We start from the raw sequence: 24,764 nt of genomic DNA on the forward strand, positions 1-24,764 counted from the left end.
AGTGGCTCGCCGCGCTGGCCCGCGCCTCAAGGCGAGAGCAGCCGCGACTGCCAGGCGGCCAGTTCCAGCTCTTGCCCCTGCCAGCGATAGCGCTGCGCGGCCGGGGTCAGATTGGCCAGCACCGTCACGCCCTGCCCCTGGGTCTGACGACGGAAGGCAAAGACCTGCGGATTGGCCACGTCCAGCAGCTCGACCGACGCGCCGTACTGGCCGTTGGCCAGGGCCGGCAGGCGCTTCTTGAGGGTCAAAAGCTCGCTGTAAAAGCCTTGCAGCTCGCGCGTCTTCCAATCGATCGGGTCTTTCTCAAAAAAGGCCAGGCGCTTGTCGAGCGCGGCTTCCTGGCCGCTGTAGACCAGGGGCATGCCCGGCAAGGTGAAGCTGAGTACGGCCATGGCCTCGAAGGCCGGGCCGTAGAGTTCACGGTCGGTGCCGTGCCAGGAGTTGAAGTCGTGGTTGTTGGTGAAACGCATGCGGTAGGCATGCGCGGGGTACGGCGCTTGCGGCCCGGCCTGCTGGCGCACCCAGGCGCGCAAGGCCTCGGCATCGGCCTTGCCCTGGGCAATGTCGCGCATCAGATGGGCCAGGTCCCAACCGTAGGTCATGTCAAAAGCCTTGGCATGCAGGTCGACCTTGTCCGACTCGGCCAGCATGAACATGGGCTTGAGGGCATCGAGCTCGGCGCGGGCGCGTTCCCAGAAGTCAGTGGGCACCAGGCTGGCCACATCGCAGCGGAAGCCGTCCAGACCGATCTCGCGCACCCAGAACTTCATGGCAGCGATCATGGCGCGGCGCAACTCGGGCTTGTCGTAGTTGAGGGCGATCACATCGGTCCAGTATTCGGGCTCGGGTCCTTCGGTGAAGGTCACCGGAAAAAGCTCGCCGCGGGCATCGAGCTTGTACCAATCCTTGTGGGCGCTGGCCCAGGGGTGATCCCAGGCCGTGTGGTTGGCCACCCAGTCCAGGATGACTTTCAGCCCCAGGGCATGGGCTTGCTTGACCAGCATGCGCGCATCGTCCAGCGTGCCGAACTCGGGGTTGACGGCGGTGTAGTCACGGATCGAGTAATAGCTGCCCAGGCCGCCCTTGCGTTCCTTCTTGCCGATGGGCTGAAGCGGCATCAGCCAAAGGATGTCCACGCCCATTTGCTTGAGGCGAGGCAAGTCCAGCGCCAAGGCCTTGAGCGTCCCCTCGGGCGTGTGCTGGCGCACATTGACTTCGTAGATGCTGGCCTGCTGGGTCCAGGGCAAGTGGACCTGAGACGCAGAGAGCGTGGTGGCGGGTGAGGAAACAGACATGGCAATGTGGCCCAGGCTGGTTTGAGCCTGAGCGGTGAAGGCGGTCAAGCCTGTGAAGCCTGTGAGCAGGGGCAAGGCCGCCTGAAGGGCAGCGCGGCGGCTCAGGGTGCGGCGTGATTCCATGGCACAGCCTTTCAGGGCGAAGCACTCAGGTGGCGATCCAGAAAGCGCGCGCTGCGGTTCCAGAAGTCGATGTCGTTGGCGGGCGCACGCCAGCCATGGCCTTCGTCGGCATAGACCTGCCACTCCAGGCTGTCGGGCGCGCGACCGGGTGCGGCCTGCAAGGCCTTGCGGAAGGCCTCGCCATGGATCAGGGGCACGCGCCGGTCTTTCTCGCCGTAGGCCAGCAAGAGCGGATGGCGGATGGCCGCCGCATGGCTGAGCGGCGACTGGGCGCGCAGCATGGCCGCGTCCTTCACCGGGTCGCCCAGCAGCAAGGGCATGCCATGCTGCTTGATGGCATCCGAGGTGTCGCTCCAGCTGACGCTGTAGAGCAGGTTCAGATCGGTCACGCCCACCCAGGCCACGGCGCAGCGGTACAGGGCCGGCTCGCGCACCAGGCCCATCAGGGCCGAATAGCCGCCGTAGCTGGCGCCCATCAGAGCGATGCGCGCGGGGTCGGCCACGCCCTGCTCAATGGCCCAGCGGGTGGCATCACTGATGTCATCCTGCATGGCCTGGCCCCACTGCTTCCAGCTGGCGCGCTCGTGCTTGAGTCCCAAGCCCTGAGTGCCACGGAACTGAGGCTGCAGCACGGCATAACCACGCGCCGCCAGAAACTGCACATAGGGGTCCCAGACCCAGGCCGGGCCGCGCACCCAGGGGCCGCCGTGGATCAGCACCACCAAGGGCAGACGCGGCTTGTCGGCCAGGCTCTTGCCCTTGGGCAGGGTCAGCCAGGCGGGCAGCTCCAGGCCGTCACGCGCCTTGAGGCGGTGCAGGTCCATGGCGGCCATCTGCTTGGCCTCGACATCGGGCCGCTCGCTGCCCAGGCGGGTGTATTTGCGGGTCTGGCGGTTGTAGAGGAAGTAGAGCGTGGGCTGGATGTCGGCCGAGGCTTCGATCAAGACCCAGGGCGCGTCGCCGCTCCAGGGCACCGACAGGCGGTTGGCGGTGCGAGGCAGCACCTTGTCGACCTGGGCTTGCAGCGCCTGCATGTCCGCATCCAGCCACTGCGTGACTTCAGCGTCGATGTTGAAACGCAGACCCAGCACACGGTCCTGACGCGCAATCACCTCGGCATCGATGTCGAACTGCTCATGCTGAGCCAGCGGCGCCTCTGACCATTGGCCGGTGGCCGGGTCGAGCAGCCAGCAGGCCATCTTGTCGGACCCCAGACGGCGAGCGCTGACGTAGAGCTTGCCATCGGCGCCGAGGTGGCGCACGCGGAAATCGCCTTCGCCGGTGATGGGGTTGAACTCGGCGATCGGGCGCCAGGCATCGCTGCCCACCTCGCGCCAGAGGTAGCGGCCACGCGGCGCGGGCGGGCGCTCACCGGCTGCGACCGTCGGGGTCTCCTGCGTGCGCAGCAGGCGCAAATTGCCGGCCGCGTCGAACCACCAGCTCTGCGCGTGCAGCGGACTGGCCACCTCGGTGCTGCGGCCGGTCACCGTGTTCAGGCGTAAGAGCTTGAAATGCCCCAGCTCCTTGTCGCTGAAGGCCTCGGGGCGCACGACCAGCACCTCATCGCCGCGCCGCTGGGTGTCGCCATGCAGCAAGAACGTGTTCCAGGCTTGCAGGTTCTGGCTGTCATTGCCATTGCGCGCGAGCACACGCTGGCGCTCGACCAACTGACGAAATCTCCCGCCGTCATGGTCGACGGCAAACAAGCCCGGCCCGGCATCGAGCCGGCCCTCCGGGGTCTCGCGGTCCTGCACATCGAAGACCAGGCGCTCGGCGTTGACCCACAAGAAGCGACCGACGTCGGCGCCCTCGCTGCTGTACACCACGGTCGGCTTCATGGTGTCCAGTTGCAAGACGCTGAGCATCCAGCGGCCATGCGGGCCGGTCGTGCGCAGGGCCAGGCGCTGGCCATCGGGCGAGAGCGCGGCGCCGGTCATCTGCACGGGGCGGATGAAGCGGGCGGCATCCACCGAACCCACAGCCTCCTCTGCGGCCAGCCCCGGAACAGGCAGGGTCAGGCTCAAGAAGGCGGCGGCGCTCAGCAGTTGGCGGCGCTGCAGGCCGGGCGCGGGGTTCAGCTCATCCAGCAAGGGCATGCTTGTCCTCATCACATCGAAAGCTTGGGCGCTGCGCAATGCTGGGCGATGTAGGCCGCGTGCTCGGGCATCACGTCCACGCATTTACCAATCACCTGGCGCACGCTCTCCAGGTAGGCCGCGGTGTCGTCCATGCTTTGCAAGTCGACCAGGGGGTGGTAGCGCTCAGGCACCAGGTTCTGACCCTGCATGACCTGCAGCCAGCCCACCTCGGAGAACAGCTCGTTGTCCACCCGCAGCAATCGGCCGCGGTTGCGGTAGAGATCGAGCTTGTGCTGCAGCGTGTCCGGAATGGCCATATGGGCGCAGTCCTGCCAAAAGGTGGAATCGTCGCGCTGGTTGAGGTGGTAGTGCAGGATGATGAAGTCGCGGATGCGCTCGTAGTCGAAACGGCTGCGGCGGTTGTACTCGTCGATCTCGGTGGGATTGAAGCCTTGGTCGGGGAAGAACTCGATCAGCTGGGCCACGGCCGACTGGATCAGGTGGATGCTGGTCGATTCCAAGGGTTCCATGAAGCCGCTGGACAGGCCGATGGCCACGACATTGCGGTTCCAGGCCTTGCGGCGCATGCCGGTGTTGAACTTGATCTGGCGCGGCTCAGCCAGGGCCGGGCCGTCGAGATTGGCCAGCAAGGTGCTGGCGGCCTCGTCGTCGCTGATGTGGGCGCTGCTGTAGACATGGCCGTTGCCGATGCGGTGCTGCAGCGGGATGCGCCATTGCCAACCGGCGCGGTGAGCGGTCGAGCGGGTGTAGGGCAAGAGCTGGGGCGCCGAAGCACAGGGCACGGCCAGGGCGCGGTCGCAGGGCAACCAGTGGGTCCAGTCCTCGTAGCCGGTTTGCAGCGTCTGCTCGATCAGCAGGCCGCGGAAGCCCGAGCAATCGATAAAGAGCTCGCCCTCGATGCGCTGGCCGTTTTCCAGCAGCACGGCCTCGACATCACCGGCCCGCTGGCCCTCCTGCTTTTGCAGCACCTGGCCGATCTTGCCCTCGATGCGCTGCACGCCGCGTGCCTCGCACAGCCCGCGCAAGTAACGCGCATACAGGCTGGCATCGAAGTGATAGGCATAGGCGATGTCGGCCAGCGGCGAATTGGCCACATCGAAGCGCGGCGGCATGAATTTGTTGGCCAAGGCGGCACGGCGGGTGATGCTGTACTCGCCCAGATCGGCGGCACGGCCCTGGGCGCGCAGCTTCTGCCAGTACTGGTCGAAGCGCACCGTCCACAGGTCCTGGCCGAGCACGCCGAAGCCGTGCATATAGCGGTCGCCCTGGCGGCCCCAGTTGACGAACTCGATACCGAGCTTGAATGTGCCTTGCGTGGCCTTCAGGAACTCGTTCTCGTCGATGCCCACGATCTTGTTGAAGCGCTGGATCATGGGGATGGTGGCCTCCCCGACGCCGACGATGCCGATTTCATCGGATTCCACCAACTTGATCTGGTAGCGGCCGCGCAAGGTGGTGGCCAGGGCCGCGGCTGTCATCCAGCCCGAAGTGCCACCGCCGACGACAACGATGGTCTTGATATGGGGATCTTGCATGGCATGCACCTGCGCTGAAAGCTGTTTGGGGAGAGGCCGCACTGCAGCGGCCATACCCCAGAATAAAACAAGCCCTGCGGACGCAGGCGTCGGCAGGGCTTGGGACAAGTCCTAAACAAGCCATCGTGCTGGCACGATGGCTTCGCTTGAGCGCTTTCGTCGCGAGCGCTTGTCAGGCTAGGCGGCCGGAACAGAAGGACCGGAGCGTACTGGGGGTACGTGAGGATCCTGGAGCGACGGCCAACAAGGCATGGCAAGCGCGCAGCAGAAAATGCTCAAGCGTTCATGTTCAGAACTTGTAGTTGGCGCCGAACAGATAGGTCTTGCCGTACTTGATCTTGTCCGTGATCTCGCTCGGGCTGGTGTTGTAGCGCTGGAACAGGGCATTGGTCATGTTGTTGCCCTGAGCCAGCAGCGACAGACCCTTGAGCCAGCCGGTCTGGAACTCGTAAGAGACCTGCAGGTCGACGATGGACTCGCCCTTGATGAAGGTCAGCTGACGGTTGTCCTGGAAGTCACTGACTTCACCCAGGAAGTCCGAACGCTTGCGCTGAGCCACAGCGATCTGGAAGCCGTTCTTCTCGTAGTAGAAGCGCAGATTGGTGACCTTCTTGGACAGACCCGGCAGCGGGATCTTGATCGCACTGACGTTCTCGACGCTGAAGCCTTCGGTGGGCAGTTCCACCGAGCTGCTGGTGCTCGAGTGGTTGATCATCACGCCGAAACCATCAAGCCAGGACGAGGCCATGGACAGGGGGATGTTGACCGACAGTTCGATGCCCTTGATGTTCCCACCTTGGCCGTTGATCGGCTGGTTGATCAGGCCGACCGTGCTCACGCCCGGGGGCAGCACAACACCAGAGCCGATATAGGGCTTGAAGTCGAACACAGTGGGCACGCGCAGAATGTAGCTGTCCAGCTTCTTGTAGAAGCCGGCAACCGACACATAGCCCTTGTTGCCGAAATACTTCTCGTAGGAGACGTCCAGAGCCTTGGCGCGGAACGGTTCCAGATCAGGGTTACCGCCCGAACCGGTCAGCAATTGCTTGCCGCCGCTGCTGTTGATCGAATAGCCCAGGCTGGCACGCATATCACCCATATTGGCGCGCGACAAAACCTTGGCCGCAGCCATGCGCAGGTACTGTTCCGAACCCAGATCGAAAGACACGTTCAGGCTGGGCAAGAAGTCCGAATACGTGCGACCCTTGCCGACTGTGGCACCAGGGCAGGTTTCCGGTGTGTTGCCCACGCACTTGGCGCGGTCCACATTGAAGCCGGTCGAGCTCTGGTCGGTGTGCACGTATTGCGCGCCGACATTGCCGCGGTACTTGAAGCCTGCCAGTTCGCCTTCCAGGTCACCCTTGAAGTAGAAGGTGTTGACTTCTTCCTTGACCGTCCAGTCCTTGTTCAGGATGTCGGCATCGACCTTCTGGCCCAGCTCATAAATACCGCCCAGCGAACCGCGCGGATCCCAAGACACCACTTGCAAGCCGGTAGTGCCGGCCACGCTGGTGGCGCCGCCAGGCACATCGGCCACGCCGTAGGGGTTGCCACCCTTCACGACCAGACGACCTTCTTGCGTGCTGCGCAGCTTGTCGCGCTTGGTGAAGTTGGCACCGAACTCACCAGCCACCAGGGGACCGAAAGACAGGTCGGTCTTCGCCGCAAGACGGATGGCGTCGACCTTGTCTTCCACATGCGGCAGGGCCACATAGCCGGCTTGGGGCGAGCTCACGCCACCGCTCCAGCCGTTGACGTCAGTCAACTTGGCCACGGCGCGGTCGGCATAGCTCAGGCCGGTGCTGTACTTGACGTCGGTGAAGTTGCCGCCATCGAAACCGGTCCAGCTGATGCTGCCCAGGTTCTTGTTATCACCAGCCTGGCCGGCCGTGGTTTCATAACGCGAGCTGTCACGGGTGACCTTGGAGCGCGAGATGTCGGCCGTGGCTTGCCAGTCACCGAGCTTGAACTTGTTGTTCCAGCCGAAGGACTGCATCTTGTCAGCGCCACCCTCGACGTGGTTGCGCACCACGCCCTTGTAGTTGCTCAGGGTGCCTGCGGTGACGACGCCATTGGCCAGGGTGTAGTTGGTGATCACGCCTGCCGGGTCATAAGCACCGTTGGTGTCGCCACCAATGGCACCTTCCAAACCGGTCTTCTTCAGGCCAAAGCTGCCCTTGGAGTAGAAGAAGTCCAGAGTCGATTCAAAGTCCTTGTTGGGCTTGAACTGGAACGTGGCCATGGCGCCATCGCGCTTGTTGGTGCTGGTCTCGGTGTCGGCCGTGAAGCCGCCCTGAACCTTGTACTTGGTGCTGTTGCACAAGGCATCCAAAGGCTTGGAGGTGTCCTTGGGATCGCAATTGCCCAGGGTACGCATCGGCGAACCCGCCGCGCCCGAGACCACCCAGTTGTCAGGCGTCCAGCCACCCCAGGAATTGAACTTCTGCTGGTCGGCGCCCTTTTCGTCAAAACGCACAAAACCCAGGGCCACACCGATGGTGCGGTCAGCGAATTGATCCACATAGGACAGCGAGGTTCGGTCGCCGTCGCCTTCGCCAGCGCCCGAAGCCACGCCGGTGCGCTGCTTGCGGTAATTGACAGCGACGGTGCGCTTGCCGAAGTTCAGCGGGCGCACGGTCTGCAGGTCGATGGTGGAAGCCAGGCCTTGGCCGACCAGGGCGCCATCGGGGGTCTTGTAGATCACGACCGAGCCGAGCAATTCAGACGGGTACAGATCGAACTCGACGCCACGGCTGTCGCCGCTGGAGGCTTGCTCGCGGCCATTCAGCAAAGCGCCGTTGAAGTCGGGCGACATGCCGCGCACGCTGATGCTGGAGGCCTTGCCGGTGGACTTGTTGCGCTGGGCGGTCACGCCGGGCAGACGCGAGATGGATTCGGCCACGCTGGCATCGGGCAGCTTGCCGATGTCTTCAGCCGAGATGGCTTCAACGATGGAGTCGTTGTTCTTCTTGACCGAGATGGCATCTTCGATGCCCTTGCGGATACCGGTCACCTGCACGGTTTCCAGCTGAGCCGGCGTTTGCTGAGCAAACGCACCCGTGGCCATCATCAACAAGGTGCAGCCCACGGCCACCGGATTGATTTTGAAAATCTCGCGCTGCACTGCCAGGGCCTGCTTGCGCTTCTCTGCGGAAGTACTCATCTTTTGTCTCCTGAATCTCGACTGCTAATCAACGACCGAACCACCGAACCCTTCGCCGCCCCGCCCCGCCGCTTGCGCTTTGGAGGCACCGGGCCTCGAACCTGATGTCTGAGCTAGTTTGTATCAAAACTAGATTTTCAGACCAACAAACGTAAACCCTAGTTTTGCGTCCAAGCAACCATTTTTAGACGTCTTTTTCTCTCAAAACCGCGGATTTAGCGTGTTTTCAATACCACTTCAATCCCAGTTGACCGACAACAGCGGTCACTAAAGTCATGGAGGATGTAATTCAACTACATCCAACTACAGAACATCACCGTCTTGCTGCTCCAGCGCCAAGGCCGCCCCGCTGAGGGCCGCCAAGGTGTCGGTGATCAAGGCCACCGGGATGTCCTGGAGGTAGACACGGAAGCGCCCCTTGGCCTCGAAGCGCTCGCGGAACTGCGAGGCAAAGAAGAACTCGCCCAGGCGCGGCACGATGCCGCCGCCGATGTAGACCCCGCCGCGCGAACCCAGCGCCAGGGCCACATTGCCAGCAAAGCCACCCAGCAGGGCACAGAAGCTGGCCAGACTGCGCTCACACACAGAGTCCGCACCCGAGAGGCCGCGCTCGACGATCTGCTCTGCCGTCAAAACCGGCGCGCCAGCCACCCCAGAAACCACGCACACCGCCTGATGCAAGACCGGCAGGCCAATGCCCGACAACAGGCGTTCGGCCGACACATGAGCAAACTCGGTCCGAACATGGGCCAGCAGCTCACTCTCAAAGGCATCGGCCGGGGACAAGGTCATATGCCCGCCCTCACCTGGCAAAGCCATCCAGCCATGGCGTGACGGCAAGACGCCCGCGACACCCAGGCCGGTGCCCGGCCCAATCACCGCCAACGCGCCCTGCCCACCCGGCAAGCCACCCACACCACCCCACTGGCGCAGCTGGGCTGCACTGAGGCGCGGCAGGGACAAGGCCAGGGCCTCGAAGTCATTGAGCACCAGCAAGCTACTCAAACCCAGCTGCTGCTGCAGCTCGCTGCGCGAGAAGCTCCAGTGCGCATTGGTCAACTCCAGGCGATCACCGCCGACCGAAGTCGCCAGAGCAAAAGCCAGGCGGCGCGGCGCCTGATACGCCGACGCGAGCCGAGCCTGCTGCAGCGCCAGGTAGGCCTGCACTGCAGACAGCGGGCTGCCATGCTCACGCACCGGCAAGACCTGCACATCAGCAACCGCCGCACCGGCATGAGCCAGCCATCCGAATCGGGCATTGGTGCCACCCACATCCGCCACCAGGCTCGGGTAGCCGGCCGCCGACACACCCTTTTCCGGCGTCACAGCCGGCCGCAGAAGCTCAGGCGCAGCACTCACAGCACGCCACCCTGCCCTGACTTGAACTCAACTCTTGCTCGCCACATCCTCGATCCCCGGTCGATGCAGGCCACTCCGCGAGTCCCTGCATTGCTTTGCTGTTTTTGAGCGCCCGAGCAGACTGCCCGTTGTTCGCACAGACAAAAGGTAGCAAAACTACATTCGCGTGACAAGAGCGACTTCCCGAGCAATTCAGCCACATCGCGCCGAAATTTCTAAAAATACTTCAAATTACCCATGAAAAAAGACCCAAGCTACGGCAAAGACCGCAGGCACAAGCTTGCCGTCCCGAAGACATGAAAAGTAGTCAAGCTACAAATTGAGCGACTCGCATGCGCACATCGATGAGTTCGACGCCCGCAAGCGGGGCGCCCAGCGCGCCGGCAGCGCCAGCGGCGCAAGGCAGGGACAGCCCGGCTTACCGAGGCTCGGAGCCGCGCCCGATAATGCAGCGCCACCAGGGCCGCGCGCCTGGCGCGCGCCCGAACGCCGGCATCGCTTGTCTGGCTGCGCTTGTTGGATTGATTGCTTGCTTGCTTGTTGGATTGCCTGTCTCCTGAATCACTGCCTGGATGCCCACGCCGATGTCTGCCCTGCCCCCGTTTGAAGCCCCCCGCCTGATTGCTGACATTGGCGGCACCTACGCGCGCTTCGCCCTGGAGACGGCACCCGGCGATTTCAGCCAGATCGCCTCCTTGCGCTGCGCCGAGCACGCCGACTTCCACGCTGCGGTCCGCGCCTATCTGAGCGGCCTGACGGGCACGCCCCATATCGCCCACGCGGCCATCGCCATCGCCAACCCGGTCGAGGGCGACCAGGTGCGCATGACCAACTACCACTGGCAGTTCTCGATCGAAGAGATGCGCCAGCGCCTGGAGTTGGACACCCTGGTGGTGGTCAATGACTTCACCGCCTTGGCCATGGCCTTGCCGCGGCTCTCGCCCCTGGATGTGCGCCAGGTCGGCGGTGGCGAGGCGCGCATGCCCAGCGTGATCGGCCTGCTGGGCTCGGGCTCGGGCCTGGGCGTGTCGGGCCTGATCCCGGCCGGAGATGGCTGGATCGCCCTGGGCACCGAAGGCGGCCACACCAATTTCGCACCGCGCGACGAGCGCGAGATCGCCATCCTGCGCCACGCCTGGAAGCAGTACGACCATGTGTCTTTCGAGCGCCTGCTCTCCGGCCCCGGCCTGGAGCTGATCTACCGCGCCCTGGCCGAGCATGCCGGCCAGGAGGCCGAGGAACTGGACGCGCCCAAGATCACCCAGCGCGCCTTGGACACCAGCGACCCGCTCTGCGTCGAAACCCTGGAAGTCTTTTGCGGCCTGCTGGGCACGGCCGCCTCCAATCTGGCGGTGACCCTGGGTGCCCTGGGCGGCGTCTACATCGGCGGCGGCATCGTGCCGCGCCTGGGTGAGGCTTTCGACCGCTCCAGCTTCCGCGCCCGCTTCGAAGACAAAGGCCGCTTCAGCGACTATGTGGCCGGCATCCCGACCTTCGTCATCACCGCCGAGCACGCCACCTTCAAAGGCGCCTCGGCGATTCTGCAAGCCCAGCTGGCCACGCTGGAAGAAGCGCCCGGCGCCGGCCTGCTGGGCCAGATCCGCCGTGCCCGCCCAGGCTTGTCACCGGCCGAGGCGCGCGTGGCCGACCATGTGCTGGCCCACCCGCGCTCGGCCCTGAACGACCCCATTGTCGAAATCGCCCGCGCCGCCAATGTCAGCCAGCCCACCGTCATCCGTTTCTGCCGCACCCTGGGCTGCGAGGGCCTGTCCGACTTCAAGCTGCGCCTGGCCTCGGGCCTGACCGGCACCGTGCCCGTGACTCACACCCAGGTCAAGGGCGACGACTCCATGCTGGAGCTGGGCGCCAAAGTGCTGGGCAACACGGCCTCGGCCATCCTGCAGGTGCGCAGCCAGCTCAACCGCGACATGATCGACCGCGCCGTCGCCCTGCTGCTCAAGGCCGGCCGCATCGAGTTCTATGCCGTCGGCCATTACGGCGTGGTGGCGCAGGATGCGGAATTCAAATTCCTGCGCTTCGGCATGTCCAGTTGCTCCTACACCGACCCGCGCCTGCAGCTGCTGGCCGCCAATGTGCTCAAGCCCGGTGATGTGGCCGTGGTCATCAGCAACAGCGGCCGCCTGCCCGAGCTGCTCGAGGTGGTGGAGAAAGCCAAGGCCCGCGGCGCTTATGTGGTGGCCATCACGGCCGGCCAATCGCCGCTGGCCCGCAAGGCCGATGTCGCCCTGATCATTGACCATGTCGAGGATGTCTCCACCCACCTGCCCATGGTCAGCCGCATCCTGCACCTGCTGGTGATCGACATCCTGGCGGTCGGCGTGGCCATGCAGCGCGACCCGGCCAGCCTGATCGCTGCCAGCCCACAGGATGCTTTGGAAGAATCCGCCGCCGACGCGGAGAGCCCGACTGCACGCCGCGGCGCCCGCCGCGCCGCGCCCGGTGTCAGCTTGGCCTCCCCGCTGGCCCGCCTGACCTCGCACAGCCGCTGATCTGGCACAAGAAAAGGGCGCACTGGCCGCTGGCGACCCACGGGAAAAGGAGCATGCTCCGGGTTCGGGCCCCTGCTTAGGATGGGGTCGTTCCTTAGACCGGAGAGCGCTGATATGCCCAATCTCATTGCCGACAAACTGGAGTTGAACGGCTTGCTGGACCGCCAGGCCCTGCAAGGTCATTTGGATCAGGCGGCCGCGGCCGCGCGCGCCGCGGGCCAACCGCTGGCGGTGCTGACCATGGACCTCGACCATTTCAAGGTCTATCTGGAAGACCAGGGCCAGCCCCAAGCGCAAGCCGTGCTGCTGCGGGTCGCCGGCCTGCTGAAGGCGCACCAGCCCAGCGGCGCCAGCCTGGTGCACCTGGGCGGCGATGAATTCGTGATGCTGCTGCCGGCCACCGACCTGCCGGCGGCCACGGAAAAGGCCGAGGCCCTGCGCAGCGCCGTCCAGGCCGAATTCGCCGGCCTGGCCGGGCCGGCGCCGCTGACGATTTCCCTGGGCGCCGCCGCCAGCCCGGTCGGCTCAGACTGGAGCGCGCACAGCCTGCTGTCGCTGGCCGACGCCCGCCTGACCTTCGGAAAGAAGCGCCTGCAGCCTCACCACAACCGCGTCTGGGCCGGCGCCCTGCCCTCGGACTGGTACCCGCGCTTCGAGATCAAGCCCGAGCAGTGGCCCAGCCTGGACCTGCAGCCCGCTTGACTCCAAGCATAAAAACAGGCCGGTCACCCGGCCTGTTTTTCATGACGCGCGCAGCTGAAGTGGATCAGACCGACTTGCGGCGGCGCAGCCATGCGCCCATCAGGCCCAGACCACCGAGCAGCATGGCGTAGCTGCTCGGTTCCGGCACCGGGTTGGCCAGCTGGATCTTCAGGAACTCGGTGTTGTCCGAGCCCAGATCACGGCCGCCCGTGCCAGGGTAGTTGTTGTCGTTGGCAATCAACAAGGTGTTCTCATCCAGCACCAGCACGCTTTCGATGGTGACAAAGGGGAAGGTGAAGGTGTTGGAACCATCACCGTTCAAGTCGTTCGGGTCGGCGATATTCATCAGATCGACCAGCTCGGTCTTGCTGACATAGCCCTGGGCATCGACGCGATTCAGGTCGATGCGGAACAGCTTCTTGAAGGGTGTGCCGCCAGCGGTGGCGGTGGCGTTGTTGCGCTCAATGATGATGAACTCATGGTCGTTCAGCGCCGTCATGTCGCCGATATTGGTGCCGGCGGCATCGAGCTTGTAGAGCCAGCGCTGGCCGGTGTAGGCCTCCTGGTCAACACTGAAGGCATTGATGCGCAGGCTGTTGGGGGCGTCGCCGCTGACCGTGCCTTCGAGCAAGGTATAGAGCATGTCGCCGGCCGGATTGATGGCCATGCCCTCGAAGCCGCGCGAGGCACCCAGCGTGGCCACGCCGCCGTTCAGGTACGGGTTCTGCGGCGACATCACGCCACCCATGCCGACCTCGGCGCGCAGCACCTTGCCCGTGGCATCGGCCTTGAGCAGGAAGGGGCCGAACTCCTCACCGAACCACAGATTGCCGTTCTTGTCCTTGCGCACCGACTCGATGTCGAAATCGGCGCCAGTCAGCAGGCGGCCCGAGCGGATGCTGGCATCGACCAGGGGGTTGGCGGCGTTGTTGTAGTAGTTCGTGTAATCGGCCTGGATCTTGAAACCGAGCTTGCGGTCCGGGTCGGCCAGGTTGATGCGGCTGTCGGCATTGAAGGCCGTCAGGCTGGTGCCGGTCTGGTAGTTCGCGGCCGACACGGTGCCGCTGCCGCCCAGGGCGGTCTTGAAATCAGGCGTCACAGCGTACATGCGCAGCAAGGTGTCGCCGGAATTGCCTTGGGTACCGAAGCCGTTGTCCGGCATGAAGAGGTAGCTGCCGGCAGTCGGGCCGTTCAGCACGGCCGAGAAGCCTTGCACCGGCTGCTTGTTCAGCAGGGGCAAGGGGTTGCCACCGGCGCCCGAGGCGAATTGGCCCGAGGTCGGGCCGTCCGCGAAGGTGTTGGCCGGCATCTTGGCCCAGCCGACCAGAGTGTTCAGCTGCGCAGCAGCGGGCAGGGACAGGGCAACACAGCCCAAAGCGGCCAGCAGGCGCAGCGCCGGTGTTTTTGATTTCATGACGAAGACTCCTCACACGCAGGGACATCCTGCGAATGCGGCACATTCTTCAAGCACGGGGTGACGCCGCCATGAAGCGCGCATGGCGCAAATGGCCCATGGCGCGAGACCGCTCTCCCGGACCAGTCGCAGCGCGCTACTTCACCTCGCGCGCCAGCTTGAGCATCTGCGAGCTCAGGCTCAGACCGCGGCGCTTGGCCTCGCTGTGGTTGATGCGAAATGCCAGGCCGTTCGGCTCCACCATCAGCGCGATGCTGACCCCGGCACGGAAGGCCTCGGCGCTGTCACCCACCACCAGCACCGGCTCGGCGCCCAAGGCCTGCTGCCAACGCAGCAGTTCGCTGCGCTCCGTGAGGCCCAGCACCAGCACCTGGCAGCTTTGCGCCTGGGCCGGCTCGCTGACCGAACGGACCCGCACAACACTGACCAGATGGGGCTTTTGTGCCAGCGAAGCCATGGCCTCGCGCAGCACCGGACTGCCCACCACACAGTAGCTGAATTCCGTCGCGGCCGGACCCGGCCACTGGGTGAACTGGGCAAAGCGGTAGATGAAGGCGGCCTTCAGCTGCGCATCGTCCAGCCCCAGGCCGGCGCGCGCGGGCGCCAGCGCCAGCAGCAGAAACAGCAGCGTGGTCGTCAAGCCCAGAGGCTGCAGCCAGCGCATGACAGTCAGCGCCGAAACGCTCATGGGTCCATGCTCCAGGTCCAGCTCAGCTGCAGCACCCGGCCGGCCTGTGGCACGGGATAGCTCTGCAACGCGGGCTGGTCGAAGTAGCGGGTCTTGCCCACGTTGTAGAGCCCGAGGCTCAGCTCGTGGCCCGCCGTGGGCCGCCAGAGCAGGTTCAGATTGTTGACCACATAACCGGGCAAGTCATCGCCATCGGTGCTGCGTCGGCTGACGCCTTGCAGCTGCCAACCCAGCTGCAGGCGGTCGCCCAGCAGCGGGCGGCTGTAGTGCAGCTTGACCAGGGCATGCGGCGAGTTGCTCAAGCCCTTGCCCTGGGCATCACGGGTGCGCTGCAGCGAGAGCGAAGCACGCAGCTGCGCGCCCTGGTCCCAGCGTCGTTCCAGGCCCAGCTCCAGGCCTTGGTTGCTCAATCTGGGGCTGTTGATGAAATAGGGTTGAGGCGAATCGTCGAGGCTGATCAGGTTCTTCAGCCGTGACACATAGGCCGAGACCCGCAGTTGCAGCTGTGGACTCAAAGACTGATCCCAGGCCGCCTCCAGCGTGCGCACGCGCTCCGGTTCGGGCGTGGGCAGGGAACGAGGATCATTGGACTGAAACTCGAACAGATTGGCGGCGCGAAACGCACTGCCGTAGAGCAGTTTGAAGGTGGCGTCTGAACGGACATTCCAGACCCAGGCCAGACGCGGGTTCCAACTGCTGCCGCCTACCTGAGCACGATCTTGGCGCAGACCGAGAATCAGGCGGTGGGTGTCGTTGAGCCGCCAGTCGTCCTGAATGAAGAAACCATTGCGACGGTTTTCGCCCTCGAAGACATACAAATCACCGTAGGTGTCCGCATTGGTAGACACACGCTGGACGAGGTCGCGCTGGTACTCCAGCCCCAGCATCAGCTTGTGCCCGGCCCAGGCCTGGCTGCTCAGGCGCAGGTCGCCATTGACCCAGCGACCCAGGCTGCGCTCGTTGTAATTCAGGATGGTTTCAGGCTCAGAGAGAAAGGGCGAATGCTTCTGGAAGTCAACCCGCTTGCTGGACAGATGCAAGGCCAGATCCCAGTTCTCGCCCAGGCTGCGCTCGTAGTCCAGAGACAGGAAGTTGTTGACGCCGCGGCTCTTGTATTGCCCCAACTGCCAGGTGTCCTCGGTCAGGAAATAGGGGAAACCGTCCTGCACATCGCTGAAGCCAGCACGCAGGCTCAAACCTTCGCCGCTGAGGCCGCCGATCAGGCGCTTTTCACGGCTCCATTTGAGTTCGCGCAAGGCCGCCTCATGCTCGGGAGGTGCTTCGTTCAGCAAGGGCCGATTGACGTGGCGCATCTGACTGCCCGACAGCCAGCCCTCCCAGCCCGACTCACCACGCCAACCCCAGCTGGCGCGGGCGCGCTGCTGGCCTTCGGAATTGAGACTGGCCCGCACTTGGCCGCCGCGCAGCTTGTCGACCCGCTTGGTGATGACGTTGACCACGCCCAAGAAAGCATTGTTGCCATAGACCGCCGAGCCCGGTCCCGGCGCGTACTCGACCCGGTCGATCAGATCGACATCGGCAAAGAAGTCACCGTCGATCAGGGCCGCGTCGTAAATGTTCTCGTTGACCCGCATGCCGTCCAGCAGCACCAGCAGGCGGCTGTTGAAGTCGGCCGGCCGGCCCAGGCCGCGCGCGCCGATGTAGCTGAAGATACCGTCAAAGCTGATGTGCACGCCGGGCATGGCGCGCAGGATGTCGGCCAAGCTGCGCATGCCGTAGCGCTGGATTTCGGCCGCCGTGACCACATAGGTGACGGCCGGCGCCTGGGCCGCACTTTGGGCAAAGCGCGAGGCGGCGGACACCTCGACTTCGCGCGGCACCTCGCGCAGCTCCTGGCGCAGCAGCTCTTCCAGGTCAGGTTCAGCGGCGGCCGAAGCGGCGACAGCCGGAGCAATTGGAGGCGCCTGCTGAGCCTGGGCCACGCTCATCTGCAAGCCTGCGGCCATGAACAAACCGGCCGGCAAACCGGCCTCTAGCGCGGCACCAAGCACGGCAGAAAGAGCGGCAGAAAGAGCTGCGGACATAGCGCTGAATTCGAACTTCGGGCTCATCGAACTGAGTATCGCAGCAGCCCGGCCGGCACAAGTCGCAGATCTTGCGCCGGCGTCAAATCATGCCGCTCGCAGCCGCCGGTGCGCGGCCCGCGCCATGGGCACCCAGGCCAAAGTGTTCCAACGCCGCCACATCAGCAGGCCGCGAATCCACTCGTCCAGCGCATAGGCCAACCAGATCCCAGGCAGGCCCAGGCCGCAAAAGGCACCCAAAAACCAGGCGCCGCCGGCCAGCACCAGCACCATGGAAGCGGCACCGGCCAGCACCGGGTAGCGCGCGTCGCCGGCCGCGCGCAGGGCATTGATGACGACCAGATTGAAGGTCCGCCCGGGCTCCAGCAGCACGGTCAGCCAGAGCAGCTGGGTGCCGGCGCGGATGATCTGCGCGTCCGAAGTGAAGCGGCCCAGCAGCCAGGGCCCGGCCAGCGCCGCACTCAGGGCCACCAGCACGCTGACCACCAGGCCGCGCGCCAGCGCCCGCCGCACGATGCGGTTCGCCGCATGCAGCTGGCCCGCGCCGATCAGGTGGCCGACCACAATTTCCACCGCAAACCCGGTGGCCAGTCCAAACAGCAGCACGCCGTACATCAGCTGCGAGACGTAGGCATGGGTGGCCAGGGCGCCGGCACCCCAGAGTGCCGCCACCGCCACGCTGACCATGAAGGCGAGGCGATAGGCGATGTTCTCGGCCGCACCCGGCAGGCCGATGTGCAGCACCGCCGCCAACTCGGCGCGCGGCAGCCGCCACCAGTCGCTGCGCTTCGGCCTCAGGCCCAGGCGCGCACGCCACAGCAGCAGATGCAGGCTCAAGCCCGCCGCGCGGCTCAGACCCAAAGCCACGGCGAAACCGGGCAGCCCCAGCGCCGGCAAAGGCCCCCAGCCTTGCATCAGCGGCCAAGCCAGCAAGAGGTGCAGCGCATGCATGAGCACCACCACGCCCAAGGCCTCGCGGCTGCGCAAATGGGCACGCATGACGCTGCTCATCGAGGCGTTCCAGGCATCGAGCAGCAGCGCCGGCGCCAGGGCCTGCAAAAAAGGCTGGGCCAGAGGCAAGACCTCGGGCGGGGCATTGAGCAAGCGCAGCAAAGGTGCGGCCAGGAACCAGGCCGCCAGGGCCGTGATCAGTCCGATCCAGCTGCTGGCGCCCAGCACCGCCCGGGCCACGGCATCGGCGGCATCGCGCCGGCCAGCGCCCAGGCTCTGGGTCAGCACCACACTGGCCCCGGCGCCGATGATGCGAAACAGGATGAAGAGCATGGCCGACACATGGTTGGCCAGGGCGAAAGCGGCACCGGCCGAATCCGAGATCGCCGCAGCCAGAGCCATGCCCACCAAGCCCAGAGCGATGCCAAGACCCAGCTCGGTGAACAAGGGCCAGGCGAGGCTGAGCAGGCGCGGCTGGGGACGGAGGGAGGGAGCGGGGCGCAGCGCCGGAGGCGGCTGATCGGGAGAGGCGGCGTTGTGGGGCACGGAAGGAAGGGAGAGAGCGAGGCGAATGAACGTAGACTGCGGGCACCCCATTGTTGCCACAGCCTTGCCGCAGAGCATCCACCCCCGGAGTGGAATTGATGCACAGCCCGCAGCGCACGCCCCGCCCCTTCGTGAGCCATCCCCTCCACTTGCCCTCCGAATTCGCTGCACCGTCGCAGAGCGAGCCCCGGGCCGACCTGACTTTGAGCCGCCAGCGCCTGGCTGTGCAAGCCCTGCTTAGCGTGCAGGACACGGCGATCGTGGCGGCGGCTCTGGCCTGTGCGCCGCGCGAACTGCAAAGGCTAAGCCCCGAGGCCCAGGTCAGCGACGATGCACGTGCCGCCGTCGCGCAGTGGCGCCAGACCGACCCGCAGGGCTTCGACGCCATGCTGGGCCGAGCGGTCGAGTTGCTGCTGGGCAGTCGGCAGGCGGTGCAGGCGGCCGAGCTGGCGCTTGAGTTCGGCTGGGCGGCCCTGCAGTTGCAGGTGTTGGAGCGCGCCGGCTGGAGCTTGCTGCTGAGCCCGGCCCAGGCCCTGACCGGGCGCCTCTTGAAACCCAATCTCTTGCAGCCGGCCTTGCAGCAGGGCGAGCTCTTGGCTCTGCGCCTGGCCTGGACCATCGAAGCCCTGGGCGAGCCGCACACGGTCGAGCGCCTGCTGTCCGAGGCCCCAGGGTTGAGCACCGGGCTCAAGGCCACGCTGCAGGCCCGCATTGCCCTGGCCTTTGACCAGGCGGCGCGCGCGGTCGAAGCCGCCCAAACCGCCATCGACGCCTTTCCGCACGATCTCGAACCGCCCGCCCTGCTGGCACGCGCCACCTTGGGCCGAGCCTGGCTGGCTGCCGGCCACCCACAGGCAGCGCTGGCGCCGCTGACTGCAGCCCTCAAAGGCGCCCGACGCGACGACTGCGCCCTGCTGCAGATCGAGGCCCTGGAAGCCTTGGCCGAGGTGCACCTGGAACTGGACAGCGAGTCCGGCACCGAAGCCGGCGACACCGCTCGATTTTTCAGCGCGGAAGCCCAGGGCTTGCGGCAAACGCTGGGCCTGGTGACTGGGCCCTTGCCACCCGAGCACTACTACGCCTTCCCCCAGCTGGTGGCCAAGGCACAGGCCGGCCTGAATGCCGGGCAGATCGAGGCGGCCGCCCGCCAGATCGAAAGCCTGAGCCAGCGCGAGAGCCAGACCTTCTACTGCTACCGCTGGCGCAACCGCCTGCTGCAGGCGCAGATCCACCTCGCCTCGCTGCAGCACCAGACAGCGCGCCTGCTGCACTGGGCGGCGCTGAACGACGAAGCGGCCGAGTCAGACGAGGCCACTGCGGTGACGCCCTCCCCCGCCACCCAGCTCTTCGATTTCGAACGCGCCTGGCTGCAGGGCTGCGCCGCCCTCTTGGCCGCCCGCCCCTGGCCGGAGGCACGCCTACGCGCCTGGTCCGAGGCCATGCAGGCGCGCGGCCTGCGGCGCCTGGCCTGGCAGCAGGAGCTGCTACGTGCGCTGAGCAGCAGCCCCGTGCCCGGGCTCGAAGGCTTGCGCGACAGCCTGCAGCAGCTGACTGGCCCGCGCCAGTTGGAGGACGGCCTGGAGCGCGTGCGCCTGCTCGCGCCCAAGCTGGTCGGGCCGCTGGCGGCCTTGCTGGCTCAGCCCGCCATCGTTCACCACCCACTGGCGCGCCAGAACGCCAGGCGCTGGCTGCAGGCCTTGCGGGGCGAAGCGGCAACCATGGTCCCGACCGCCAATCCGACGAACCCTGCCGAAGCGAGTACCGTGGCCCAAGCACAAGCCGCAGACCGCGGTCTGCCGCCGCCCTTTGGCCTGACGCCGCGCGAATGGCAGGTGCTGTGCCTGATCGGCGATGAGCTGAGCAATGAACAGATCGCCGCCCAGCTCTTCGTCTCGCTCGCCACGGTCAAGACCCATATCAACCGCCTCTACGCCAAACTGCACATCAGCTCGCGCGAGGAAGCGCTGCAAAGAGCGCGCTCAGCGCCGCGCTGAAGGTCGCGGCCTCCACCCCCGATTCAACCCCCGGGGCGGATGATTTCAGCGCCGCCCGCTGAGCAGAATGCCGGCCACGCCAGACTTGGAGATCCGATGCACGCACAGCCCGCCACCGCCCCAGCTCACCAGGCCCCAGCGACCGACGGCGCCGCGCCATCGCCGCTGCTGCTGATCCACCCGCAAATCGCCCCCTGGCTGCAGCGCCAGCCCGAAGGCTGCGAGATCAGCCTGCTCAGCGAGCGCGAGCAGCTGGACCAGGTCTATCTGCGCAGCCAGCCCGACAATGAAGAGCAGCTGATCACCATGTGCTACGTCGGCCGCCAGGGCCAGCTGCACCGCTGGCAGGCTTGGCTGCCCTGGGACCATGGCAATGCGCTGACGCTCTACGCCTTCAAGGTGCTGGTGGACGGTACGCAGCGCTGGTTGGCGGCCGACGGCCTGCATGAGCACCTGCCGCCTGAGAGCCTGCATTTCCGCCTGAATCGCCAGCACCAGCCGCCCGACTGGGTGCGCGAGCAGGTCTTCTATCAAATCTTCCCCGACCGCTTTCATGCCGCCGAGCACAGCGAGCGGCCGCCCAGCCGCCAGGGTCAGGTCTTGCCCGGTCAGGCGGGCCGCGCCGTGGTGGAGCCGGCCTGGCATGAACCGGTGGACCCGGCCCATGCGGCCAACAGCTTTTACGGCGGCGACCTGCCCGGCATCGTCGAGAAGCTCGACTATCTGCAGCAGGAACTGGGCATCAGCGCCCTCTACCTGAACCCCATCTTCAGCTCGGGCAGCAACCACAAATACGACTGCGACGACTACTTCCAGGTCGACGCACAGCTGGGCGGCAACCGCGCGCTGGTCGAGCTGCGCGAGGCCACGGCCGCGCGCGGCATGCGCCTGGTGCTGGACGCCGTGGTCAACCACACCGGCGTCAACCACCCCTGGTTCAACCAGACCGGCGTGCATGCGGAGCTGGGTGCGGCGCAGGCGATCCACTCGCCCTACCGTAGCTTCTATGCCTTCGATGGCCAGGGCCGGCCGCTGGGCTGGAAGGGTTACGACTCCCTGCCGGTGCTGGATTTCAGCTCGGCGCCGCTGCGCCAAGCCATTTACGCCGGGCCGAACGCGGTGCTGCGCCACTGGCTGCGCCCACCCTATGCCGTCGACGGATGGCGCCTCGACGTCATCCACATGCTGGGCGAAGGCCCGGGCGCGCGCAACAACGCCCAATTCGTGCGCGAGTTCCGCCAGGCCATCAAGCAGGAGAACGGCCAGGCCTATGTGCTGGGCGAGCATTTCTCGGAAGCCACGCGCTGGCTGCAGGGCGATCAGGAAGACGGGGCCATGAACTACTACGGCTTCGCCCACCCGGTGCGCGCCTGGTTGGCCGGGCTGGACGTGGCCTACCAGCCGATCCGCTTGAGCACCGTGGCTTTCGAGCGCTGGCTGGCCCGCGGCCGCGCCACCATTCCCTACGCCAACCAGCTGGCCCAGCTCAATCTGCTGGACAGCCACGACACCTCGCGCTTTTTCACCCTGCTCGGCGAAGACTGGGCCCGCATGGCCCTGGCCGCCACCCTGCTCTTCACCAGCCCGGGCGCGCCCTGCGTCTATTACGGTGACGAGATCGGCCTGCCCGGCGGCCAGGACCCCGACTGCCGCCGCCCCTTCCCTTGGGACCGCGAGCAGTGGAACCAGCCCCTGTTCCAGCACTACCGCGAACTGATCCAATTGCGCCAGAGCCGCGGCGAATGGCGCCACGGCGCGGTGCAGACCCTGGCCGTGAGCGAGCAGGCCCTGGTGTTTGCACGCTACACCGATTGGGAAGCCACGGTCGTGGCCGTGAACCGCGGCGACCAGGCCCTGAGCCTGGACTTGCCCGTTTGGCAGCTGCCCCTGCAAGTGCAGCAATGGCGCGGCTTGCAGCCCGGCCACGGTCCCGCCGCCTTCGAGACGCTGGACGGCGGTCACCGTCTGCGCCTGCAGCTGCCGGCTCGGGCCAGCGTGCTGCTGCTGAGCGAGTGAGCGAGCAAGATTTCGGCTGATGAAGGCGGCACTAAACTGCCGCATGCTTGTTTTGCGACCCTCATGGCCGGCCTCGCTGCTGGCGCTTTGCTTGCTCTGCGCCGGCGCCGGTGCTGCGGCGCAAACTTCTACGCCCGGCTCCCCCGCCGCACCCTTGCGCGTGCTGGTCAACGATGTGGCGCCCTACACCTTGCGCGGCGAGGTTCAGCGCCCGGGCATGCACATCGAGATCATGAATGCCTTGGCCCAGCAGGCGGAGCTCAGCGTCAGCCTGAGCTCCGCCGTCTATGTGCGTCTGGCCCTGGGCCTGAAGGACGGCAGTGCCGATCTGGTGGTCGGCATCGATGGGCCGGAGCTGGACACATTGGCCCAACGGGTGACGCCCTTTCACAGCTTCAAGTTCGTGGTGCTGACGCGCAAAGCCGCCGGCATCAGCCAAGTCAGCCAGTTGCGCGGCCGCCTGCTCGGCGTGGCCCGCGGCGCCTTCTATGACGACAGCATCAACAAGGACGAGGCGATTCAGAAATTCCCCATGGCCGACCCCTTCCAGGGCGTGCGCATGTTGGCCGTCGACCGCCTGGATGCGGTGATCTCCTCGGACTACCTGCTCAGCTACGCCCTGCGGCAGACCGGCATCGATCCGCAGCAGTTCGCGCCGCCCTTTGTCGTCAACGAAAAGAACTACAGCCTGTACGCGCGCCGCGACCTGCCCGAAGACAAGGTGCGCGCCCTACGCCGGGCCATGGAGCAGCTGCAAAAGTCCGGCCGACTGAACGCCATCCTGCGCAGCTACCAGTGAATCCCCGAGGGGCTAGGCCGCATTGCCCGGCTAGCATGCCCAGCTTTGCAAAGCAGCGGAGACCGGCATGCGCGATGAACACCCCCACAGCGGCCGCTGGAGCCGACGCGACTGGCTGGAACACAGCCTGGGCGCCGCCGCCGGCTTGAGCCTGGGCACGGGCGCGGCGCAAGCGGCAGAAAAGCAGCCCGCCGGCGCCCGGCCGAACATCGTCTTCATCATGGCCGACGACCTGGGCTGGGGCGACCTCGGCTGCTACGGCCAGACCGACTTCAGCACCCCGGTGCTGGACCGCCTGGCCGCGCAAGGCCAGCGCCTGACTCAGGCCTACGCCAATTCACCGGTCTGCTCAGCCACCCGCACCGCCCTGATCACCGGCCGCTACCAGTACCGTCTGCGCGTAGGCCTGGAAGAACCCATCCCCAGCCGCGACTCGCCCCACGGCCTGCCGCCCGAGCACCCCACCCTGCCGGGCCAGCTGGGCGCCGCCGGCTACCGCACGGCCCTGGTCGGCAAATGGCACCTCGGCCACCCGCCGGCCTTCGGCCCGCTGAAGAGTGGCTACGAGAGCTTCTACGGCAATCTGGGCGGTGGCATCGACTACTTCAATCACAAGGACAGCACCGGCCCCAAAGCACAAGTCGATTTCTGGGACGGCGAGCGCCTGCTCGACACCCAGGGCTACTACACCGACCTGCTGAGCAGCCGGGCGGTCGAAGTCATTGAGGCCTGCAAGAGCGACCCCCGCCCCCTGTTTCTGAGCCTGCACTACACCGCGCCGCATTGGCCCTGGGAAGGCCCGGAGGACGCAGCCCTGGCGTCTCGGCTCAAGAGCCTGCTGCACCACGACGGCGGCAGCCTGGAGACCTATGGCCGCATGGTGCAAGCCATGGACCGCGGCATCGGCCGTGTGCTGCAAGCCTTGCGCGAGCAAGGGCTGGAGGACAATACCCTGGTGGTCTTCACCAGCGACAACGGCGGCGAGCGCTTCTCGCGCACCTGGCCCTTCAGCGGCCAAAAAACCGAGCTGCTGGAAGGCGGCATCCGCGTGCCTCTGATTCTGCGCTGGCCGGCGCAGCTGCAACCCGGTGTCAGCGAGCAGCCGGCCATCAGCATGGACTTCCTGCCCACTTTTCTGGCCGCCGCCGGCGCCCCCGCCCTGGCCAGCGATGGCATCGACCTGCTGCCTTTGTTGCAGGGCCGCCAGCCGCTGCAAGCACGCCGCCTGTTCTGGCGCTACAAGGCCCAGGGCCAGCGGGCTCTGCGCGAGGGCTCGATGAAGTACCTGCGCATCCGCCAGCATGAGTTCCTGTTCGACCTGAGCCGCGACCCGCGTGAACGCGCCAATCTGGCCGCGGCCCAGCCCGAACGCCTGGCGGCGATGCGCACGCAGTGGGAGCAATGGAACGCCGAGATGTTGCCCATCACGCCGGAGGTCTACACCCACTGGGTGCGCGGCGAGCGCCAGGCCGACCGTTACGGCGTCGATGCGCCCGAGGCGCCGGCCCGCAAGGACTGAAGTCCG

Annotated in this window: 15 protein-coding genes; 6 read left to right on the forward strand and 9 right to left on the reverse strand. The window is 66.1% G+C overall.

What is annotated here, in order from left to right:
* Positions 1–26 precede the first annotated feature (26 nt).
* From LNV28_RS17505 to glk, 5 genes are all read right to left on the reverse strand, one after another.
* The gene (locus LNV28_RS17505) at positions 27–1,418 is read right to left on the reverse strand and encodes an alpha-amylase family glycosyl hydrolase (RefSeq protein WP_263517621.1); all 1,392 of its coding nucleotides are present in this window, start codon (positions 1,416–1,418) and stop codon (positions 27–29) included.
* Positions 1,419–1,429: 11 nt separating this feature from the next.
* Positions 1,430–3,514, reverse strand: coding sequence for an alpha/beta hydrolase family protein (locus LNV28_RS17510; RefSeq protein ID WP_263517622.1), 2,085 nt, complete (start codon positions 3,512–3,514; stop codon positions 1,430–1,432).
* A gap of 11 nt (positions 3,515–3,525) precedes the next feature.
* Positions 3,526–5,052 carry a tryptophan halogenase family protein gene (locus LNV28_RS17515; RefSeq protein ID WP_263517623.1) on the reverse strand — a complete coding sequence of 509 codons (1,527 nt, stop codon included), beginning with the start codon at positions 5,050–5,052 and terminating at the stop codon, positions 3,526–3,528.
* A gap of 289 nt (positions 5,053–5,341) precedes the next feature.
* Positions 5,342–8,215: a TonB-dependent receptor gene (locus tag LNV28_RS17520; RefSeq protein WP_263517624.1), complete on the reverse strand. Its 2,874-nt coding sequence runs from the start codon at positions 8,213–8,215 to the stop codon at positions 5,342–5,344.
* A gap of 303 nt (positions 8,216–8,518) precedes the next feature.
* Positions 8,519–9,541, reverse strand: a complete 1,023-nt coding sequence (glk, locus tag LNV28_RS17525; RefSeq protein ID WP_263517625.1) for a glucokinase — start codon at positions 9,539–9,541, stop codon at positions 8,519–8,521.
* 617 nt (positions 9,542–10,158) lie between these two features.
* On the opposite strand from glk, the gene LNV28_RS17530 reads away from it, so the two are divergent.
* On the forward strand, positions 10,159–12,084 hold the full coding sequence (locus LNV28_RS17530) for a glucokinase (protein ID WP_263517626.1): 1,926 nt from the start codon (positions 10,159–10,161) through the stop codon (positions 12,082–12,084).
* A gap of 114 nt (positions 12,085–12,198) precedes the next feature.
* Complete coding sequence (locus tag LNV28_RS17535; protein WP_263517627.1) at positions 12,199–12,786, forward strand: GGDEF domain-containing protein; 588 nt, start codon at positions 12,199–12,201, stop codon at positions 12,784–12,786.
* A 64-nt stretch (positions 12,787–12,850) separates the two neighbouring features.
* Here the strand turns inward: LNV28_RS17535 and LNV28_RS17540 are convergent, their stop codons facing one another.
* From LNV28_RS17540 to LNV28_RS17555, 4 genes are all read right to left on the reverse strand, one after another.
* Entirely contained in the window at positions 12,851–14,200 is a 1,350-nt protein-coding gene (locus tag LNV28_RS17540; protein WP_263517628.1) for an esterase-like activity of phytase family protein, read from the reverse strand.
* Between the two features lie 136 nt (positions 14,201–14,336).
* Entirely contained in the window at positions 14,337–14,888 is a 552-nt protein-coding gene (locus LNV28_RS17545) for a YfiR family protein (protein ID WP_263517629.1), read from the reverse strand.
* A complete protein-coding gene (locus tag LNV28_RS17550) occupies positions 14,885–16,960 on the reverse strand; it encodes a TonB-dependent receptor plug domain-containing protein (RefSeq protein ID WP_263517630.1) in 2,076 nt (691 codons plus the stop codon). Before LNV28_RS17550 ends, LNV28_RS17545 begins: the two co-directional genes overlap by 4 nt.
* Before the next feature lie 60 nt (positions 16,961–17,020).
* Positions 17,021–18,430, reverse strand: a complete 1,410-nt coding sequence (locus tag LNV28_RS17555) for an MATE family efflux transporter (protein WP_263517631.1) — start codon at positions 18,428–18,430, stop codon at positions 17,021–17,023.
* A gap of 131 nt (positions 18,431–18,561) precedes the next feature.
* On the opposite strand from LNV28_RS17555, the gene LNV28_RS17560 reads away from it, so the two are divergent.
* From LNV28_RS17560 to LNV28_RS17575, 4 genes are all read left to right on the forward strand, one after another.
* The gene (locus tag LNV28_RS17560) at positions 18,562–20,424 is read left to right on the forward strand and encodes a response regulator transcription factor (protein ID WP_263517632.1); all 1,863 of its coding nucleotides are present in this window, start codon (positions 18,562–18,564) and stop codon (positions 20,422–20,424) included.
* Between the two features lie 96 nt (positions 20,425–20,520).
* Positions 20,521–22,440, forward strand: coding sequence for a maltodextrin glucosidase (malZ, locus tag LNV28_RS17565; protein WP_263517633.1), 1,920 nt, complete (start codon positions 20,521–20,523; stop codon positions 22,438–22,440).
* Between the two features lie 43 nt (positions 22,441–22,483).
* Positions 22,484–23,239 (forward strand): substrate-binding periplasmic protein, encoded by a 756-nt coding sequence (locus LNV28_RS17570; RefSeq protein WP_263517634.1) that lies wholly within the window; start codon positions 22,484–22,486, stop codon positions 23,237–23,239.
* A 67-nt stretch (positions 23,240–23,306) separates the two neighbouring features.
* The gene (locus LNV28_RS17575; protein ID WP_263517635.1) at positions 23,307–24,758 is read left to right on the forward strand and encodes a sulfatase family protein; all 1,452 of its coding nucleotides are present in this window, start codon (positions 23,307–23,309) and stop codon (positions 24,756–24,758) included.
* Positions 24,759–24,764 lie beyond the last annotated feature (6 nt).

The organism is Paucibacter sp. DJ2R-2, from assembly GCF_025717675.1.
Lineage (GTDB): Bacteria > Pseudomonadota > Gammaproteobacteria > Burkholderiales > Burkholderiaceae_C > Paucibacter_A.

Excerpts from the sequence above, each read along its gene's own strand:
- LNV28_RS17505 (WP_263517621.1), bottom strand. The coding sequence starts at position 1,418 with ATGGAATCACGCCGCACCCTGAGCCGCCGCGCTGCCCTTCAGGCGGCC.
- LNV28_RS17510 (WP_263517622.1), bottom strand. The coding sequence starts at position 3,514 with ATGCCCTTGCTGGATGAGCTGAACCCCGCGCCCGGCCTGCAGCGCCGC.
- LNV28_RS17515 (WP_263517623.1), bottom strand. The coding sequence starts at position 5,052 with ATGCAAGATCCCCATATCAAGACCATCGTTGTCGTCGGCGGTGGCACT.
- LNV28_RS17520 (WP_263517624.1), bottom strand. The coding sequence starts at position 8,215 with ATGAGTACTTCCGCAGAGAAGCGCAAGCAGGCCCTGGCAGTGCAGCGC.
- LNV28_RS17530 (WP_263517626.1), top strand. The coding sequence starts at position 10,159 with ATGTCTGCCCTGCCCCCGTTTGAAGCCCCCCGCCTGATTGCTGACATT.
- LNV28_RS17535 (WP_263517627.1), top strand. The coding sequence starts at position 12,199 with ATGCCCAATCTCATTGCCGACAAACTGGAGTTGAACGGCTTGCTGGAC.
- LNV28_RS17540 (WP_263517628.1), bottom strand. The coding sequence starts at position 14,200 with ATGAAATCAAAAACACCGGCGCTGCGCCTGCTGGCCGCTTTGGGCTGT.
- LNV28_RS17545 (WP_263517629.1), bottom strand. The coding sequence starts at position 14,888 with ATGAGCGTTTCGGCGCTGACTGTCATGCGCTGGCTGCAGCCTCTGGGC.
- LNV28_RS17550 (WP_263517630.1), bottom strand. The coding sequence starts at position 16,960 with ATGAGCCCGAAGTTCGAATTCAGCGCTATGTCCGCAGCTCTTTCTGCC.
- malZ (WP_263517633.1), top strand. The coding sequence starts at position 20,521 with ATGCACGCACAGCCCGCCACCGCCCCAGCTCACCAGGCCCCAGCGACC.
- LNV28_RS17570 (WP_263517634.1), top strand. The coding sequence starts at position 22,484 with ATGCTTGTTTTGCGACCCTCATGGCCGGCCTCGCTGCTGGCGCTTTGC.
- LNV28_RS17575 (WP_263517635.1), top strand. The coding sequence starts at position 23,307 with ATGCGCGATGAACACCCCCACAGCGGCCGCTGGAGCCGACGCGACTGG.